Source organism: Pontixanthobacter sp., assembly GCF_049682855.1.
Taxonomy (GTDB): Bacteria; Pseudomonadota; Alphaproteobacteria; order Sphingomonadales; family Sphingomonadaceae; genus Pontixanthobacter.
In genome coordinates this window covers 102,131-118,366 of the sequence record NZ_JBAUIK010000016.1, presented here as the reverse complement: position 1 = coordinate 118,366, position 16,236 = coordinate 102,131, and the positions used below count along the sequence as shown (strand labels likewise).

At 54.4% G+C, this 16,236-nt stretch carries 16 protein-coding genes and 1 tRNA gene; 7 read left to right on the top strand and 10 right to left on the bottom strand.

Going from position 1 to position 16,236, the window contains the following annotated elements; all coding sequences use genetic code 11:
* Positions 1-50: 50 nt before the first annotated feature.
* The 4 genes from WA922_RS10545 to WA922_RS10530 form a co-directional block, all read right to left on the bottom strand.
* The gene (locus WA922_RS10545) at positions 51-1,436 is read right to left on the bottom strand and encodes a pyruvate dehydrogenase complex E1 component subunit beta (RefSeq protein ID WP_424771659.1); all 1,386 of its coding nucleotides are present in this window, start codon (positions 1,434-1,436) and stop codon (positions 51-53) included.
* Positions 1,433-2,548, bottom strand: coding sequence for a pyruvate dehydrogenase (acetyl-transferring) E1 component subunit alpha (pdhA, locus tag WA922_RS10540; RefSeq protein WP_424771658.1), 1,116 nt, complete (start codon positions 2,546-2,548; stop codon positions 1,433-1,435). The genes WA922_RS10545 and pdhA overlap by 4 nt, the downstream gene beginning before the upstream one ends.
* A gap of 154 nt (positions 2,549-2,702) precedes the next feature.
* Positions 2,703-3,026 (bottom strand): FtsB family cell division protein, encoded by a 324-nt coding sequence (locus tag WA922_RS10535; RefSeq protein ID WP_424771657.1) that lies wholly within the window; start codon positions 3,024-3,026, stop codon positions 2,703-2,705.
* 72 nt (positions 3,027-3,098) lie between these two features.
* A complete protein-coding gene (locus WA922_RS10530) occupies positions 3,099-4,256 on the bottom strand; it encodes an acyl-CoA dehydrogenase family protein (RefSeq protein WP_424771656.1) in 1,158 nt (385 codons plus the stop codon).
* A 147-nt stretch (positions 4,257-4,403) separates the two neighbouring features.
* Here WA922_RS10530 and hppD point away from each other — a divergent pair, with 147 nt between their 5' ends.
* The 5 genes from hppD (at position 4,404) to WA922_RS10505 (ending at position 8,454) form a co-directional block, all read left to right on the top strand.
* Entirely contained in the window at positions 4,404-5,537 is a 1,134-nt protein-coding gene (gene hppD / locus WA922_RS10525; RefSeq protein ID WP_424771655.1) for a 4-hydroxyphenylpyruvate dioxygenase, read from the top strand.
* Positions 5,538-5,562: 25 nt separating this feature from the next.
* On the top strand, positions 5,563-6,126 hold the full coding sequence (locus WA922_RS10520) for a VOC family protein (RefSeq protein ID WP_424771654.1): 564 nt from the start codon (positions 5,563-5,565) through the stop codon (positions 6,124-6,126).
* Between the two features lie 60 nt (positions 6,127-6,186).
* The gene (locus tag WA922_RS10515; RefSeq protein WP_424771653.1) at positions 6,187-7,098 is read left to right on the top strand and encodes a mechanosensitive ion channel family protein; all 912 of its coding nucleotides are present in this window, start codon (positions 6,187-6,189) and stop codon (positions 7,096-7,098) included.
* Between the two features lie 23 nt (positions 7,099-7,121).
* Positions 7,122-8,333, top strand: coding sequence for an MFS transporter (locus tag WA922_RS10510; RefSeq protein WP_424771652.1), 1,212 nt, complete (start codon positions 7,122-7,124; stop codon positions 8,331-8,333).
* Between the two features lie 47 nt (positions 8,334-8,380).
* Positions 8,381-8,454, top strand: a tRNA-Arg gene (locus WA922_RS10505).
* A 69-nt stretch (positions 8,455-8,523) separates the two neighbouring features.
* Here the strand turns inward: WA922_RS10505 and WA922_RS10500 are convergent.
* From WA922_RS10500 to grxC, 3 genes are read right to left on the bottom strand one after another with little or no spacing between them, the layout of a single operon-like run.
* Positions 8,524-9,042 carry a DUF1178 family protein gene (locus WA922_RS10500; RefSeq protein ID WP_424771651.1) on the bottom strand — a complete coding sequence of 173 codons (519 nt, stop codon included), beginning with the start codon at positions 9,040-9,042 and terminating at the stop codon, positions 8,524-8,526.
* Positions 9,039-9,878 (bottom strand): carbon-nitrogen hydrolase family protein, encoded by an 840-nt coding sequence (locus tag WA922_RS10495; protein ID WP_424771650.1) that lies wholly within the window; start codon positions 9,876-9,878, stop codon positions 9,039-9,041. The genes WA922_RS10500 and WA922_RS10495 overlap by 4 nt, the downstream gene beginning before the upstream one ends.
* Positions 9,879-9,891: 13 nt before the next feature.
* Positions 9,892-10,155 (bottom strand): glutaredoxin 3, encoded by a 264-nt coding sequence (grxC, locus tag WA922_RS10490; RefSeq protein ID WP_424771785.1) that lies wholly within the window; start codon positions 10,153-10,155, stop codon positions 9,892-9,894.
* Positions 10,156-10,324: 169 nt separating this feature from the next.
* On the opposite strand from grxC, the gene WA922_RS10485 reads away from it, so the two are divergent.
* Positions 10,325-10,792, top strand: a complete 468-nt coding sequence (locus tag WA922_RS10485; protein ID WP_424771649.1) for an Hsp20 family protein — start codon at positions 10,325-10,327, stop codon at positions 10,790-10,792.
* A gap of 327 nt (positions 10,793-11,119) precedes the next feature.
* On the opposite strand, the gene WA922_RS10480 is transcribed toward WA922_RS10485, so the two are convergent.
* From WA922_RS10480 to tpiA, 3 genes are all read right to left on the bottom strand, one after another.
* Positions 11,120-12,754, bottom strand: coding sequence for a CTP synthase (locus WA922_RS10480; RefSeq protein WP_424771648.1), 1,635 nt, complete (start codon positions 12,752-12,754; stop codon positions 11,120-11,122).
* A 113-nt stretch (positions 12,755-12,867) separates the two neighbouring features.
* The gene (secG, locus tag WA922_RS10475) at positions 12,868-13,239 is read right to left on the bottom strand and encodes a preprotein translocase subunit SecG (protein WP_424771647.1); all 372 of its coding nucleotides are present in this window, start codon (positions 13,237-13,239) and stop codon (positions 12,868-12,870) included.
* 78 nt (positions 13,240-13,317) lie between these two features.
* Positions 13,318-14,079, bottom strand: a complete 762-nt coding sequence (gene tpiA / locus WA922_RS10470; RefSeq protein WP_424771646.1) for a triose-phosphate isomerase — start codon at positions 14,077-14,079, stop codon at positions 13,318-13,320.
* Positions 14,080-14,299: 220 nt separating this feature from the next.
* On the opposite strand from tpiA, the gene WA922_RS10465 reads away from it, so the two are divergent.
* The gene (locus tag WA922_RS10465; protein ID WP_424771645.1) at positions 14,300-16,234 is read left to right on the top strand and encodes a SurA N-terminal domain-containing protein; all 1,935 of its coding nucleotides are present in this window, start codon (positions 14,300-14,302) and stop codon (positions 16,232-16,234) included.
* Positions 16,235-16,236 lie beyond the last annotated feature (2 nt).

Here is a 16,236-nt window from a genome sequence, read left to right as displayed (position 1 = left end):
AGGGCCTGATGCAGAACCGCGTGGCTGACACTGGCCGCGCCGTACTCTGATCAAATATAGCACACTTTCTTTACGGCTTCGACGATCTGGTCTGTGCTGATCAGTGCGAGCTTTTCCAAATTCGCAGCATAGGGAAGCGGCACGTCTTCGTTGCACACCCGCAGGACCGGTGCATCAAGATGATCGAAGCCCTCTTCCATACAGATCGCGGTAATCTCGGATGCAATGGAGCATGTCGGCCATCCTTCTTCCGCTATTACAAGACGGTTAGTCTTGGCGAGGCTGCTCAGAACCGTCGGCTTATCGAGCGGTCGCAAAGTGCGCAGATCGATGATTTCGGCCTCTATCCCCTCTTCTGCCAGTTTTTCGGCTGCCTCCAGCGAAAGCCCCACTCCGATAGAATAGCTCACAATCGTCACATCGCTACCTTCGCGCATGATCCGCGCTTTACCAATTGGCAGCACATGGTCATCCAACTCCGGCAGTTCAAAATTCCGGCCATAAACCAGCTCGTTCTCGAGAAATACGACTGGATCTTCACAGCGGATCGCAGCTTTCATTAAGCCCTTCGCATCCGATGAATCATAAGGCGCAATCACGATCAGACCCGGAACACTCGCGTACCAAGGACCATAATTCTGGCTGTGCTGCGCGCCTACACGGCTGGCTGCGCCATTTGGCCCGCGAAAAACGATTGGACAGCGCATTTGTCCGCCCGACATATAATTGGTTTTGGCCGCGGAATTAATGATGTGATCAATCGCTTGCATCGCGAAGTTAAACGTCATGAACTCGACGATCGGGCGTAGCCCGCCCATCGCTGCCCCAGTACCAATGCCGGCAAATCCATATTCGGTGATCGGCGTGTCGATAACCCGCCTCGGGCCGAATTCATCAAGCAGACCCTGGGTTACCTTATACGCGCCCTGGTACTCAGCGACCTCTTCACCCATCACAAATACCCGCTCGTCTCGGCGCATTTCTTCGGCCATTGCATCGCGCAAGGCTTCGCGCACGGTCACGCTCGCCATATTTGTACCATGCGGGATTTCGGGGTCACGCTCCGCTTGGGCTTTCACCGGCTGGGTGAGCTCAGCCTTGCTCGGTTCTTGCCCCACATCCTTGCCTTCACCGCCTTCAGACGGGGCAGCCCTTGATGCAGAGGCCGACGCTGCATCATCATGTTCGCCGTCATCTTCGCCCGATAACATCGCAATCACGGTGCCGACGGCGACATTCTCGGTGCCTTCCGCCACCAGAATTTTCCCCACCGTACCTTCGTCGATGGCTTCAAATTCCATCGTTGCCTTGTCGGTTTCAATCTCGGCAAGAATATCACCTGGAGCAATATCATCACCTTCCTTCACCAGCCATTTGGCCAGCGTGCCTTCTTCCATAGTCGGAGAAAGCGCAGGCATTTTCAGCTCTATGCTCATACGCTGTACTCCTCGACGAGAATATCGGTATACAGCTCTGCCGGTTCCGGTTCTGGTGAGTTTTCTGCAAAATCTGCCGATTCCGCTACCTTGGCCCGAATAGCTTTATCGATCGCCTTTAGATCATCCTCGGTTTTGCCGCGTTCAATCAAGGCTTTCTTGATCCGTTCAATCGGATCATGATGATCCCGCTTGTCCTGAACCTCTTCACGGGTCCGGTATTTTGCCGGGTCAGACATGGAATGGCCGCGATAGCGGTAGGTATTCAATTCCATTAACACGGGGCCCTTGCCATCACGAACATGCTTAAAGGCCACTTCCGCCGCAGAGCGAACCGCCAGTACATCCATCCCGTCGACATCCATTCCCGGGATACGGAAAGCAGAACCCCGCCGGTAAAATTCGGTTTCCGCAGAGCTGCGGGTTACGGCTGTGCCCATTGCATATCCGTTATTTTCAATCACAAAGACAATGGGCAAGTTCCACAATGCCGCCATATTGAATGTTTCGTAAACCTGTCCTTGGTTTGCCGCCCCGTCACCGAAATAGGCAAGGCACAAGCCGCCATCTTCTTTATATTGATGCGCAAGCGCCAATCCGCCGCCCAGAGCCACTTGAGCGCCGACAATTCCATGACCGCCGTAAAATTTATGTTCCGTCGAGAACATGTGCATCGAACCACCCTTGCCTTTGGAAATACCAGCCTGCCGGCCGGTCAGCTCGGCCATGATGACGTTGGGATCAATGCCGTAGGCGAGCATGTGGCCGTGATCGCGGTACCCGGTAATCACACTATCCCGGTCATTGTCGAGTGCGCTCTGCAAGCCGATCGCCACCGCTTCCTGGCCAATATACAAGTGGCAAAAACCGCCGATCAGTCCAAGACCGTAAAGCTGGCCCGCTTTCTCTTCAAACCGGCGGATGAGTAGCATCTGTTCGTAAAAATTCAGCAGTTGCTCGTCAGAAGCATCATAATGCGGTGCCGCCAAATATGCGTCCTGCAAACTGTTAAGCGCAAATTCCGTTTTCGCTGGGGAATTTGCGGACTTGGGGGCTTTTTTAGCATCAGCTTGCTTGGCAGGTGCTTTGCGAGTCCGGGCTGCTTTTGCCAAAACGGAAGTTCCTCAACTGTTGAGCGCATTGCACAGCGCATTAATCTTGAATATTAGGCTTCAGCCTATAAGCGCACAATGCACATGGGTGCAACGTCTGCAACCCGTTTGCATACGAAATCCTTGCCGCCCCTCAAACACAGAGCGAGGCGATTTATTCGCTTGTTTTGGGAAGTGTCAGAACGACTTCGTCCGGGTGGACAAGGTTGAGATCACGGCGCAGCTTTTCGCCGACAATATCCGGGTCCGCATGATCGGGGTGTACCAAAGCAACCTGATTTCTAAGCGCATCACGCTCCTCGCGTAAAGTCGCAATTTGCTGTTGACGCTGTTTGAGCAAATGTTCGCTTTCGCTCCACGCCAGTGCTCCGCTGGGACCTGCAACGGCAAAAACAAGCAGGATCAAAAGTGCAGCCAAGGCCGCCCTTTGTGTCCATTGCTCTTTTGGCAGAGCAATTGTGTGTCCTTCACGTTTCATGCCTCTTTAGAATCACAGTTGATTCCCCGATTCAAGCATTATTTTCAGTTATTTCTCTGTTGCGGCGCAAATTTAGTAGGAGCGCGGCAATCCGAGCACATGCTCAGCAAGATAGCTAAGGATCAAGTTGGTGGATATTGGCGCGACCATATAAAGCCTGGTCTCGCGGAATTTGCGCTCTACGTCATATTCCTCTGCAAAACCGAACCCACCATGCGTTTGCACGCACATATCAGCAGCCGCCCAACTGGCTTCGGATGCGAGCATCTTGGCCATATTCGCTTCCTCGCCAGCATTGCCGCCCTGGTCAAATGCGTGCGCCGCGTCACGGACCATCAGTTCGGCCGCCCGCATCTGCGCATAACAGCGCGCGATGGGAAACTGCACGCCCTGATTTTTGCCAATAGGATTACCGAACACTTGCCGGTCTTTGGCATAATCGGATGCTTTATCGATAAACCATTTTGCATCACCGATGCATTCAGCAGCAATCAGAATACGTTCCGCATTCATACCCGAAAGAATATAACGGAAGCCCTTACCTTCATCGCCGATCAGAGCGGAGGCGGGAATACGCATATCATCGAAAAAAACCTCTGTGGTTGAATGGTTCATCATCGTACGCACCGGCCTGATGGTCATGCCATTTTGAACGCCCTCGCGCATATTGACGAGAAAAAGCGATAATCCTTCGGTTTTCTTTTCCACCTGATCGCGCGGGGTTGTTCGGGCGAGCAACATCATTAGGTCCGAATGTTCCGCGCGGCTGGTCCAGATTTTCTGACCATTAATCACATACTCATCGCCGTCCCTGGCCGCAAAGGTCCGCAAACTCAACGTATCTGTACCGCTCGCTGGCTCTGACACACCAAATGCCTGAAGCCGCAATTCACCTGCCGCAATTCTTGGCAAATATTCCTGTTTCTGTTCATCGCTTCCATATCGTAGAAGTGTATTCATCACATACATCTGCGCATGAGCCGCCGCGCCATTACATCCAGCTGCCTGAATTTCCTCCATGATGACAGCCGCCGCGTTAAGGCTGAGCCCGCTGCCACCAAATTCTTGAGGGATCAGCGCAGCCAGAAAACCGGCGTCAGTCAAAGCATCGACAAACTCGCCGGGATACGCGCGGTCGCGGTCTTTTTCCCGCCAATACTCACCGGGAAATTTTTCGCATAGAGCGCGGACTGCATGGCGAATGTCGGCGAGTTCGTCAGTTTCTTGCATCGTTTTCTTTCTTGTGCCCGGCAAATCCCTCTTCCGCATGCCGATTGCCTAATCGCAGCTATTGTGTCCACCCGTATCGACCAGAGGCGCTTGCAAATTCGCCAAAAGTGGTTACAACTGAAACCATATCTTGTTTGGAGGACACATATGGCTGATCTGTTCGAAAATCCTGCTGGCCTGGACGGCTTTGAATTTGTCGAATTCTGCGCACCGGAACGCGGTCAGTTAGAACCGGTATTTGCCGCTATGGGATTCACATTGGTTGCCAAGCATCGCAGCAAAGACGTTGATCTCTGGCGGCAGGGGGGCATCAATCTGATTGCCAATTACCAGCCGCGCTCCGCCGCATGGTTCTTTGCGCGCGAGCATGGCCCGAGCGCATGCGGGATGGCATTCAGGGTTAAAGACGCGGCCAAAGCCTATGACCATTTGATTGCGCAAGGCGCAGAGCCGGTGGCCAATGAGCCCGGCCCGATGGAACTACATATTCCTGCCATCCGCGGAATTGGCGGAGCGATCCTGTATCTGGTAGATCGTTATGCCGATGAGAACGGCGACGGTCTGTCGATCTATGACATTGATTTTTCGTATCTTCCGGGCGTGGAAAAATACCCCGTGGGTGCTGGGTTCAACGTCATCGATCATCTGACGCACAACGTGTATACCGGCAGAATGGCGTATTGGGCTGACTATTACGAAACGCTGTTTAACTTTAGAGAAATCCGCTTTTTCGACATCAAAGGCGAATATACCGGGCTGACATCCAAGGCGCTGACTGCGCCTGACGGCAAGATTAAAATTCCGCTTAATGAAGAAGGCGAAGGCGGTAAAGGCCAGATCGAGGAATTCCTGCGCGAATTTAACGGCGAAGGCATTCAGCATATCGCATTGATCTGTGATGATCTGGTGGGGTGCTGGGACCGACTGAAGGAATTTGGCGTGCCGTTTATGACGGCCCCTCCTCAAACATATTACGACATGCTGGACGAGCGCCTGCCTGGACACGGTGAAGACGCAAACGCATTGCAGATGCGCGGCATCCTGCTCGACGGAACGACCGAAGGCGGCCAACCGCGTCTGCTGCTACAGATCTTCGCAGAAGCGCAAGTCGGCCCGGTATTTTTCGAATTTATCCAGCGCAAGGGCGATGATGGGTTCGGTGAGGGCAATTTTAAGGCTTTGTTTGAAAGTATTGAGCGGGACCAAATCAGCCGCGGCGCGTTGAAAGTGGATGAGAAAGTCGAAGAAGTGGCAGAAGTTGCGCCTCTTCCTGTCGATTAGAGCATTAAAAGGACCGGACACGATCATGGCCACACATCCGATCAAACTCGGCGGCGTTCATCACGCTGCCTATCGCTGCAAAGACGCGCAACAAACCGTCGATTGGTATGAGCGCGTTCTGGGGATGGAATATACATCTGCATTTTCAGAGGATCACGTGCCCTCGACCGGTGCCTATGACCCCTACATGCATGTCTTTCTTGACGCGGGTAATAACAATATTCTCGCATTTTTTGAACTGCCGCATCAGCCGGAAATGGGGCGTGACGCGAACACCCCGGCGTGGGTACAGCACCTCGCATTTCGCGTCGAATCAGAGGAAGCCCTGTTGACCGCCAAAGCGCATATTGAGAGCTTGGGTATCGACGTATTGGGTCCGACACATCACGGCATTTTTAAATCGATCTATTTCTTTGATCCAAATGGTCACCGCGTGGAACTTGCGGCTGATATTGGCACCGATGACCACTATGCCGAGCTGAAGCGGGTGGCCATGCCTATGCTGGACGAGTGGACTCAGACCAAAAAGGCACCGCGTCATGCTGACTGGCTGCATGAAATTGCCCGCGCAGAACACGCAAACACATAATGGCTGTAAATTGGAACAACACCTCTTCTGTTGCATTATGGGCAACAGAAGAGGGATATAATGCAAACCGAAACAACCACGCCTTCGGGTGATAGAACTGACACGACGCTGAACACGCTGGCCACGCTTCAGGACCAGCTCTTTGACATGGGTGACGGCATGATCCGTGCCCTGCCAAATCTTGCAATCGCGTTCATCGTGTTGCTTATCACCTGGATTCTGGCCAAATTCGCTATCAAGTTTGCCGACCGTCTGGCCGGCAAAACGGCGATGCGCCCAAGCCTGCGCAATCTGATTGATACTTTGGTAAAACTTGGTATCTGGCTGTTCGGGTTGATGGCCGCGTTGACGATTATTATGCCGGGCCTCACCCCCGCCAGCCTCATTGCAGGTCTGGGCATCGGTGCGGTCGCAATTGGGTTTGCATTTCAGGATATATTTGAAAATTTTCTCGCTGGCGTGTTGATAATGCTGCGCGAGAAAATGCGAATAGGTGATGTAATCGAATGCGACGGTATTACCGGCAAAGTGGAGCATATCACTCTGCGTGAAACATATGTCCGAAAACTGTCGGGTGAAGTTACTCTGGTCCCAAATTCCATGCTGTTCAAGAACCCGGTCGAAATCCTGACCGACGATGAACAGCGGAGGCATGAGACAATAGCCGGGGTCTCCTACGACACAGATTTGGATGAGGCTGCCGCTGTGATACGCCAGGCGGTGGAGAGCGTTGACGCGGTAATCTTGGACAAAGGCGTTGATGTCTTCGCCTGTGAGTTCAATTCCAGCTCGGTCGATTTTAAGGTTCGCTGGTGGGCTGGATCAAAGCCTCGTGATGGACATGAGAGCCGGGATGCGGTTATCCGTGCTATTAAACGCGCGCTGGATGATGCAGGCATTGAAATCCCATTCCCCTACGTCACGCATACGTTCAAGGAAGCGGTTCCGCTGGCGACTGGTACACCCAGTTAAGCCGAGCCCCTTTCCAGCTGCCCATGCCCGATACAGAAGAGAATGCTTCCTACCTTAGCAGGGGGAAGGAGTTTGTGCTGGCGGCGGTCGGCGGGGTGATTGTCGCGAATGCTTATTATATCCACCCGATAATATCTGATGTTGCGGATGATTTTTCGGTCAACGCCGCGACTATCGGGCTCGTCCCTGCGCTCAATCAGATCGCTCTGGCTGTTGGCATATTCCTGCTGCTGCCACTGGGGGACAGGTATAGCAATCGGCGTTTATCCATTCTGTTTTCGGCGGGGCAGACCGTTAGTCTTGGCATCATGGTGTTCGCAACGAGCTTTGCGGGGTTTCTAACCGGCTCTACGATATTGGGTTTTTTTACTATCGCTCCGTATTTGTTGCCTACCTATGCCTCCAAACGTGTTTCGCCAGATCGGCTGGGTTCGGTCACCGCGACTCTGACTGCTGGAACGATATTTGGTATTCTGATTGCGCGAACCGGCGCAGGGGTCGTCGCTCAATATCTTGACTGGCATCTGGTGTATGTGATTGCAGGCTGCCTTATGGCCGGTACCACGCTGCTGCTACCATTTGTTATGGAGGGTCGCCGCGAGCCCCCAGCGTCCGCCCGGAGAACTGGTTACTTGCGACTTGTAGGATCGCTATTCCCTCTCCTGCGGCAATATCCGCAAGTCTTTATATCAGGTATCATACAGGCGCTTAATTTCGGAATATTCCTGTCGGTTTGGCTCGGGCTTGCGTTGCATTTGACCGGCCCAGAAATGGGGTACGGCGTTGATGTCGTCGGTTATCTTGCCGCATTTGCTATCGTTGCAATATTCGCCACACCAAAGCTCGGGGCATGGGCCGACCGGGTTGGCGCAGAAAAGGCACGTTTCCGGCTGGCATTGGTACAGATGCTCGGCGTTGTTATGCTTCTCCCGCTCGGCAATAATCTGTGGCTTTTGATGATCCCCATACTCATTATGAACACAGTGGGACCGGGCATTGACGTGGCTGGCCGGATGACGTCACTGGCTTTGGGTGCAGATATCCGGACGAGATTGATGACGGGCTATATCGTGCTCATGTTTATTGGCGCGGGTTTTGCCAGCTGGGCCGGAACCGCATCCTATGAATGGGCAGGCTGGACGGGCAATGCCGCGCTCGCAATTGCCATGTCGGCCGGGCTTGTCGCTCTATCATGGCGTGAAGCGCATAACGCGGCAAAGCGCAGCAAAAAGTGACAGCAGATTGCAAAGCGGCAATGGCAGCCCTAAATGCGCCCACGGCAGCGCCCGTAGCTCAGTCGGATAGAGCATCAGATTCCTAATCTGGGGGCCACAGGTTCGAATCCTGTCGGGCGCACCGATTTGCCATAATGTCCAGCCGCCCGCACGGATATTACGCCGCTGCCTCGCGCGCGCGGTGTGCGGATTAGTTCACGTCTTTTGGCGGGGCAACGGGCAGAGGCAGGGGGGAAACTGATACACCCTCATCGCGTAAATCCTGAGCCTGTTCGGGCGTCGCCTCGCCATGAATGGCCGCCGGTTTCTCTTCACCATAATGCATTGCGCGCGATTTTTCAGCAAAGTCTTTACCCACCCATTTGCTGTTTTTAAGCGCGGCTGCCTGTATGTCAGCGATCTTCTTAACGACTTTCATCATCGTCTCGGGCAGTGAAGCGTTGGCGGTATTGCTGACTGATGGCGCGGTGTTATTGCCCGCTTCTTGCAAATCAGATTGTTTGCCCTGCTCACCATCACGGCGAATGTTTGCAGAACTGTTTCCTTTGGCAGCCACCGCGGGCGCCATTGGTGCCTTGACGATGCCGGCGGAGCCGCATTCGGGACAGATCAGTAACCCGCGCTCGCTTTGGGAAGAGAAATCGTTTGAAGATCCAAACCACCCTTCAAACCTGTGCCCGCCATCGCATGACAGATCAAAGACAATCATGATGCGCTGCGCCCGGCAATTGGGCGCCGGTTGGCCAGGCTGGGCAATTGCGCCCGGATGTCCGCAATCAAGGCGTGGTCGATATCGGCAAACGCAAGACCCGGCTCGGCGCCCATATCAAGGACCACATCTCCCCACGGATCGACCACCAGACTGTGCCCATAGGTTGTGCGGCCATCGGCGTGATCACCCGTTTGGGCGGCGGCAACAACATAGGCGGTTGCCTCTATCGCGCGGGCCCGCTGCATGATGTGCCAATGTGCCTTGCCGGTGGGGACCGTAAATGCTGCCGGTATTGCCAACACGTCGCACATATGGCCGCCAAGCGCCTGATATAGAGCTGGAAAGCGGATGTCATAGCAGATAGTTAGGCCCAGCTTCCCAATGGGAGTAGCGCATGACACCGCCTCTTCGCCGTTTTGATAGGCATTTGATTCCCGCCAGCTTTCGCCACTTGCCAGGTCAACATCGAACATATGGATCTTGTCATATCGCGCGGCTATGTCTCCATCGCCGTTGATAACGAATGACCGGTTGGCAAAAAGCCCTGCCGTGCCGCGGCCTGCCGTGCCTAGGACTGCCGATGATCCCAAAGCCAGCCAGACACCCGTTTCCTTGCATGCTGTCTGCAATCGCCTCAGCTGCTCGTTAGATCGTTCGGCAAAAATAAACCGGGATGCACGTTTCCGGTTGGCATCCAGCAACAGACTCATTTCCGGAGTAAAAAGCACATTAGCCCCGCCCGCCTTGGCCTGATCGAGTGCATCGATAATGGCTGCGCAATTGATCAATGGATCAATGCCGGAGCACATTTGCAGGAGCGCGATACGGTGCATATTTGCGGCAGCTTTATCCCGCCAGCAGCGCATCTAATTTACCGGCGCGCTCCAGAGCTGCCAATTCGTCCGAGCCGCCAACATGGACGTCGCCGATAAAAATTTGCGGAACCGTGCGGGCATCCGGCGCACGTTTCAGCATGGCGGCCTTGTCGGCGCCGCCCATGGAAATATCAAACTCTGTGAACGTGGCATTTTTGCTCGAAAGCAGTGCCTTCGCCCGGTGGCAATAGGGACAAGTGAATTTTGTGTATATGTCAATTTTGGGCGCAGTCATCATCTATCCACTTGTTGCAGGCCGTAGCGTAAATACTGCCCTTGAATCGCTTTATGTGTCACCTAAATAGTATGGCGTACCCCGTGCCGCAACGGATGGGGACAAAAAGCCGGAGCGCCGCGCAATGCGGGCTTCATAATTTCAGATTGCTCATATGAGGATTTGCACGATGTCACGTTTTGATTTCACACCCTATCGCCGCAGCACAGTCGGTTTCGATCATCTTTTTGATCTGCTTGAAAACCAGGCACGCAAGAATTCTGGCGAAAATTATCCCCCGTTCAACATAGAGCGCCGCGGTGAGGACAATTACCGCATCACTCTTGCTGTTGCTGGCTTTAAATCGGACGATATTGAAGTGACTGCGCAGCAAAATCTTCTGACAGTTGTCGGTAAGAAGAATGATCCGGAATCCAACGATGGCGATATGCTCCATATGGGCATTGCCAATCGCGGGTTCGAACGCCGGTTTGAACTGGCCGATTTCGTCTTCGTCCAAAACGCTGATCTGGCGGACGGATTGCTGGTGATCGATTTGATCCGCGAAGTTCCTGACGCCATGAAGCCGAAAAAAATCACTATCAACGGGCAAGCAGCACTGGAAGTTGTCAAGGACGACCAGGCCGACGCGGCTTAACCTTCTCCCAAATAAGTACGATGCGCCCGTCCCGTATTATGCGGGGCGGGCGTTTTACATGCGCTTTTCGAGCAAACCGACACCAGAAAGCAAAGGGGCAGATCCGAAGATCCACCCCTCGACGCAGAAGCGTCGGCTTGCCCGAATTTGATCGTCCGGGTCGCAAAGAACGATCACGTTCGGCTCAAGTACGATGAGCGCGCCAGCCTGCACATAGCAGAATGTCTGCACGAACTTTTGCCATCAAAAGGCTACTTTATGCAAAGAATCAAGACAAATAGTTGCAAAATATGCACTATGCCAATTGAGAAAGAGAGCCCTGGCGGCTTAAACTAAGCGCGATTTTTTCAAGGCTGCGGCGATAAACCCATCAAATAAGGGATGCGGGTCGAACGGACGCGACTTCAGTTCCGGATGAAATTGCACCCCGACGAACCACGGATGGTCAGGTCGCTCGACAATTTCTGGCAGCAATCCGTCCGGTGACATACCGGAGAACATCAATCCGGTCTGCTCCAGCGCCTCGCGGTAGGCGGCATTCACCTCATAACGATGCCTGTGCCGTTCAGAAATATACTCGGCTCCGCCATATATGGCGCTGACTTTGCTCCCTGCGGCCAGTTTCGCATCATATGCGCCAAGCCGCATCGTGCCACCCAGATCGCCGCCATCCTGGCGGGTCTGCAATCCCTCCTCAGTCATCCATTCGGTAATAATACCGACCACAGCTTCATCGGTCGAACCAAACTCGGTCGATGATGCACCTTGATGCCCGGCCAGTCGCGCACCTTCGACACAGGCCATCTGCATGCCAAGACAAATACCGAGAAACGGCACTTCGCGTTCACGGGCAAAGCGCACGCTTGCAATTTTCCCCTCAGAGCCGCGCTCTCCGAATCCGCCCGGTACCAGAATTGCATCCAGCGGTTCCAGCTGCGCAGTTATGTCGGCGTCGTCCTGCTCGAATACTTCCGCATCGATCCAGCGGATATTGACCTTCACCCGGTTGGCCATACCGCCATGAACCAATGCTTCATTAAGTGATTTATAAGCGTCCTGCAAACCGACATATTTTCCGACGACGCCTATGCTTACCTCGCCTTCGGGATGGAAATACCGGTCAGTGACATCATTCCAGCGTGACAGATCCGGCTCCGGCGCCTCGATGATGCCAAACCCGCGCAGGACTTCGCTGTCGAGCCCTTCGCGGTGATATTGCAGCGGCACCGAATAAATCGACGGCGCATCAAGTGCAGGGATCACTGATTCAAATCGCACGTTACAGAAATTGGCAATTTTCCTGCGTTCACTTTCCGGAATCTCATGCTCGCTTCGGCACAGCAGGACATCGGGCTTTATTCCCAAAGCCGCCAATTCGCGCACTGAGTGCTGCGTGGGTTTGGTTTTAAGCTCTCCTGCCGCAGCGATGTAGGGCACCAGAGTAACATGTACGCTCAAGGTCTGAAATGGCTCAAGCTCGTTCCGCAGCTGCCGGATCGCTTCCATGAAGGGCAGCGATTCAATATCCCCAACAGTGCCCCCGATTTCGCACAAAACAAAATCGAGATCATCGGTATCTGCCAAAGCAAACGCTTTTATCTCGTCAGTCACGTGCGGGATGACTTGCACCGTTGCGCCCAGATAATCGCCGCGCCGTTCGCGCGCGATAATATCTTGATAGACGCGGCCGCTCGTCACATTGTCGCTTTGCCGCGCAGAAACACCTGTAAAACGTTCATAATGGCCAAGGTCGAGATCGGTCTCTGCGCCGTCATCGGTTACATACACTTCGCCATGCTGGTACGGGCTCATGGTGCCTGGATCGACATTGAGATAGGGGTCGAACTTACGGATTCGCACCCTGTAACCGCGCGCCTGCAGCAATGCCGCCAGACTTGCTGCCATCAGACCTTTGCCGAGCGAGGAAACCACGCCGCCGGTGATAAATATGTACCGCGCCATGGGAGGCAAGCCTTAAGGCTGTAATTGGATTCGGAGCAAGCGGAATGATGCTACGAATGTATGCAATCCACAGCTGTCAGCCGATTTGTACTGATTGGATCAGAATAGGGCGATTAATTTGATGTACCGGCCAGCGGATCATCGCTGCCAGGTTGTTCAGCCGGTGCCGCTTCTGCTGGTGTGGCCGTGCTGGCCAATGGATCATTTTGAGGAGCGACCGTTCGGTCAATTGTGCTGGTAATGTCGTCTGTTCCGGTCGTTTCGACCGCAACAGCGGCAAGCACGATAGACAGAATGACAAAAGTCACAGCCAACCATTTTGTTGAACGTGTGAGAAAATCTGCCGCGCCGCGCGCGCTCATCATACCGTTAGGGCTGCCGCCAATACCGAGGCCGCCGCCTTCGGAACGCTGCATCAGGATTACAACCACCAGAGCGGCGGCAACAATCGCTTGGACGACAGTGAGGAACAGGAACAGGGACATGAAACGATACTCTTCAAATGGTGGACAGCACCTAATGCTGTGTCTGGTTTAGGGCAAGCCCGCTTAGCGTTAGACGTGTTAATCCTGAATTTCGGCAGCCGCGATGACAATGCCGAGAAAACTTTCCGCAGTCAGGCTGGCGCCGCCAACGAGCGCCCCACCAACCTCGTCTATAGCAAGGAGCTCTGCGGCATTGTCAGGCTTGACCGATCCGCCGTAGAGAATGCGTACGCTCGCGGCCTGCTCAGCGCCGTAAAGCGACACCAGTAGAGAGCGGATGGCTGCATGCATCGAGCCGATCTCTTGCGAAGTGGGTGTGCGCCCTGTTCCGATGGCCCAGATCGGTTCGTATGCGATGGTCAGCGCCTCTTCCGCTTTGTCAAAACCTGCCGGTAACGAGCCGCGCAGCTGATCGCATACGAATGCTTCTGCCTGCCTTGCATCGCGGGATTGCTCGGTTTCCCCGCAGCACAGAATAACGCGCAGTCCGGCCTGCACCGCAGCATCCACCTTGGCCTTGATCAAATCGTCATTTTCGCCGTGATCCTGACGCCGTTCGCTATGTCCGAGAATGACGAATTTCGCGCCAGCATCAGCGGCCATCATTGCGGAAACATCGCCAGTATTGGCACCCTCGGGATTAGGGTGGCAATCCTGCGCGCCAACACCAATTTGCTCCACTTCCCGATGGACCGCGTGAATCAAAGTGAATGGCGGCGCCAGCGCGACCTCCACTTTCATCAATCTTTGTGCAGAACGATCGATCGCGCGCGCTTCGGACAGCATAGCGCGCGTGCCATTCATCTTCCAATTGCCAACTATGTAAGGCCGTTCGGCCATAGAGAAATTCCTGAAAACTAATAAAAACAAATGGTTGTTCTGTTATGACACCCATCGCATCGGTGTATATGGGATCAAACAGCCGGTCCGCTAGACGCAGAGCCGCAATAGGTCAAAACAAGTCTCCACCTGTTGCCGTGAGGTCGCAGGGGCGATAAAGGACAATGCCTAATTTCACAAACCTGACCTGTTTGGCAGCCTTAATCGGATTTCCTCCACCATGATTCAGACTTTCCGCCGATTCTTCCAATCCAAAATCGGAATCGTGGCCACATTGGCGTTCCTCGGTTTGATTGCTTTCGCTTTCGCCAGCAGCGATGTTGCCAACACGGGTACTTTTGGCGGTGTCGCCGGGGGTGACCGGGTTGCAGTGGTGGGTGACGAGAAGATCAGCGCATCCGAGCTAAGCCAGTCAGCGTCCGGGGCTTTGGATAATTTGCGCCGAAACAATCCGACCATATCCATGCCTTCCTTCATTCAACAAGGCGGATTGGATCAGGTTTTGGATCAATTGATCGAGCGTGCCGCACTTAGCGGCTTTGCCAATAAATACGGGCTTAGGGCTGGCGACAATTTGGTGAACAGCCAAATTATGACCATTCCTGCATTTCGCGGCTCCGACGGCAATTTTGACAATGAGACATATCGTGCCGCGCTGGCGCAGCAGCGGCTGACTGATGCGCAGGTCCGGGATGATTTGGGTAAAGGGCTGCTCGCACAGCAGATTCTTGTGCCTTCGGCATTTGGCGCAGCCACGCCTGACGCGTTTGCCCAGCAATATGCCTCATTATTGAAGGAACGCCGTCAGGGATCAATCGGCGTCATTCCATCCACTGCCTTTGTGTCGGAAAAGGAGGCCGGGGATGCGCAAATTCAGGCATTTTACGAAAAAACGCGCGGCGATTACATCCGCCCGGAACGCCGCGTTCTGCGCTATGCCGCGTTTGGCGATGACGCGGTCAGCGATAATATCGACCCTAGCGATGAGGAAATCGCCGCCAGATATGAACAGAACCGCGCGCAATATGCCCCTAGCCAATCGCGCACAATTACCCAGATGATCGTGCCGACGCAGGCTGCGGCGCAATCCATCCGTGACCGGGTTCATGCTGGGACATCACTAGAAGCGGCGGCACGCGAAGCGGGCTTGCAGACCGCCAATATCGGACCGGTAACACAGGAACAACTTACCGCCCAGACGTCTGCCGCTGTTGCGCAAGCAGTCTTCGGTGCAGAGCGCGGCCGCATCGCCGCCCCTGCCCGCAGCGGTCTGGGCTTCCATATTGCCCGAATTGACGCGATTGAGCGCAAGGCCGGCCGCAACCTGGAACAGGCCCGCAGCGAGATTACCGCCGCTCTACGCGAAGAAAAACGTCGTAAAGCGTTGAATGACCTTGCAGCCCGCGTTGAAGAACAGGTTGAAGACGGCGTGTCGCTGGCAGATATTGCCAAGCAGATCGGCGCAGATATCGTCACGACCAAAGCCGTAACAGGTGCAGGTGTGGTATATGATAACGGTCAGGAGCGCATCGCGGACATCGTGGCACCCGCGCTCCAGACCGCATTCCAGATGGAAGAAAGCGAACCCCAGCTGGCCGAAGTTGTCCCGGGGGAAACCTTTCTGATATTCGAAGTTACTGCGATCACGGAATCTGCAGCCGCGCCGCTCTCTGAAATTCGGCAGCGTGTCGAACTGGCCTATCGCCTGTCCCAAGGATCAAAAGCGGCGAAGGCCGCCGCTGACCGCATTCTCAAGCGTGTGTCAGGCGGCTCCAGCCTGTCCGCTGCCATGAATGCCGAAGACGTCAATCTACCGCCTGCCGAGAGCGTGAACTTAACCCGCGAGCAACTCGCTGCGCAGGGCCGCCAGGTGCCGCCACCATTGGCACTTATGTTCAGCATGGCAGAAGGCACTACAAAACGTCTGGAAGCGCCGCGCAGCGGAGGGTGGTTCATAGTTAGTCTTGCTGACATTGAAGCCGGTACGATTGCGTCTGATGATCCGATTTTCACGCAAACCAAAGCGGACCTGGCGCAAGCGATTGGCCGCGAATATAGTGACCAGCTCCGTGCTGCGATCATCGCGGAAATGGGTTCGGAGCGCAATGAGAACGCGATTGACGCCGTACGCCGCCAATTGACCGGCGAAAATTAAGG

Coding starts and splice junctions, on each gene's coding strand:
- WA922_RS10545 (WP_424771659.1), bottom strand. CDS start 1,436: ATGAGCATAGAGCTGAAAATGCCTGCGCTTTCTCCGACTATGGAAGAA.
- WA922_RS10465 (WP_424771645.1), top strand. CDS start 14,300: ATGATTCAGACTTTCCGCCGATTCTTCCAATCCAAAATCGGAATCGTG.
- secG (WP_424771647.1), bottom strand. CDS start 13,239: ATGTCCCTGTTCCTGTTCCTCACTGTCGTCCAAGCGATTGTTGCCGCC.
- tpiA (WP_424771646.1), bottom strand. CDS start 14,079: ATGGCCGAACGGCCTTACATAGTTGGCAATTGGAAGATGAATGGCACG.
- hppD (WP_424771655.1), top strand. CDS start 4,404: ATGGCTGATCTGTTCGAAAATCCTGCTGGCCTGGACGGCTTTGAATTT.
- WA922_RS10530 (WP_424771656.1), bottom strand. CDS start 4,256: ATGCAAGAAACTGACGAACTCGCCGACATTCGCCATGCAGTCCGCGCT.
- WA922_RS10510 (WP_424771652.1), top strand. CDS start 7,122: ATGCCCGATACAGAAGAGAATGCTTCCTACCTTAGCAGGGGGAAGGAG.
- WA922_RS10535 (WP_424771657.1), bottom strand. CDS start 3,026: ATGAAACGTGAAGGACACACAATTGCTCTGCCAAAAGAGCAATGGACA.
- WA922_RS10495 (WP_424771650.1), bottom strand. CDS start 9,878: ATGCACCGTATCGCGCTCCTGCAAATGTGCTCCGGCATTGATCCATTG.
- WA922_RS10480 (WP_424771648.1), bottom strand. CDS start 12,754: ATGGCGCGGTACATATTTATCACCGGCGGCGTGGTTTCCTCGCTCGGC.
- WA922_RS10520 (WP_424771654.1), top strand. CDS start 5,563: ATGGCCACACATCCGATCAAACTCGGCGGCGTTCATCACGCTGCCTAT.
- WA922_RS10500 (WP_424771651.1), bottom strand. CDS start 9,042: ATGATTGTCTTTGATCTGTCATGCGATGGCGGGCACAGGTTTGAAGGG.
- WA922_RS10485 (WP_424771649.1), top strand. CDS start 10,325: ATGTCACGTTTTGATTTCACACCCTATCGCCGCAGCACAGTCGGTTTC.
- grxC (WP_424771785.1), bottom strand. CDS start 10,155: ATGACTGCGCCCAAAATTGACATATACACAAAATTCACTTGTCCCTAT.
- WA922_RS10515 (WP_424771653.1), top strand. CDS start 6,187: ATGCAAACCGAAACAACCACGCCTTCGGGTGATAGAACTGACACGACG.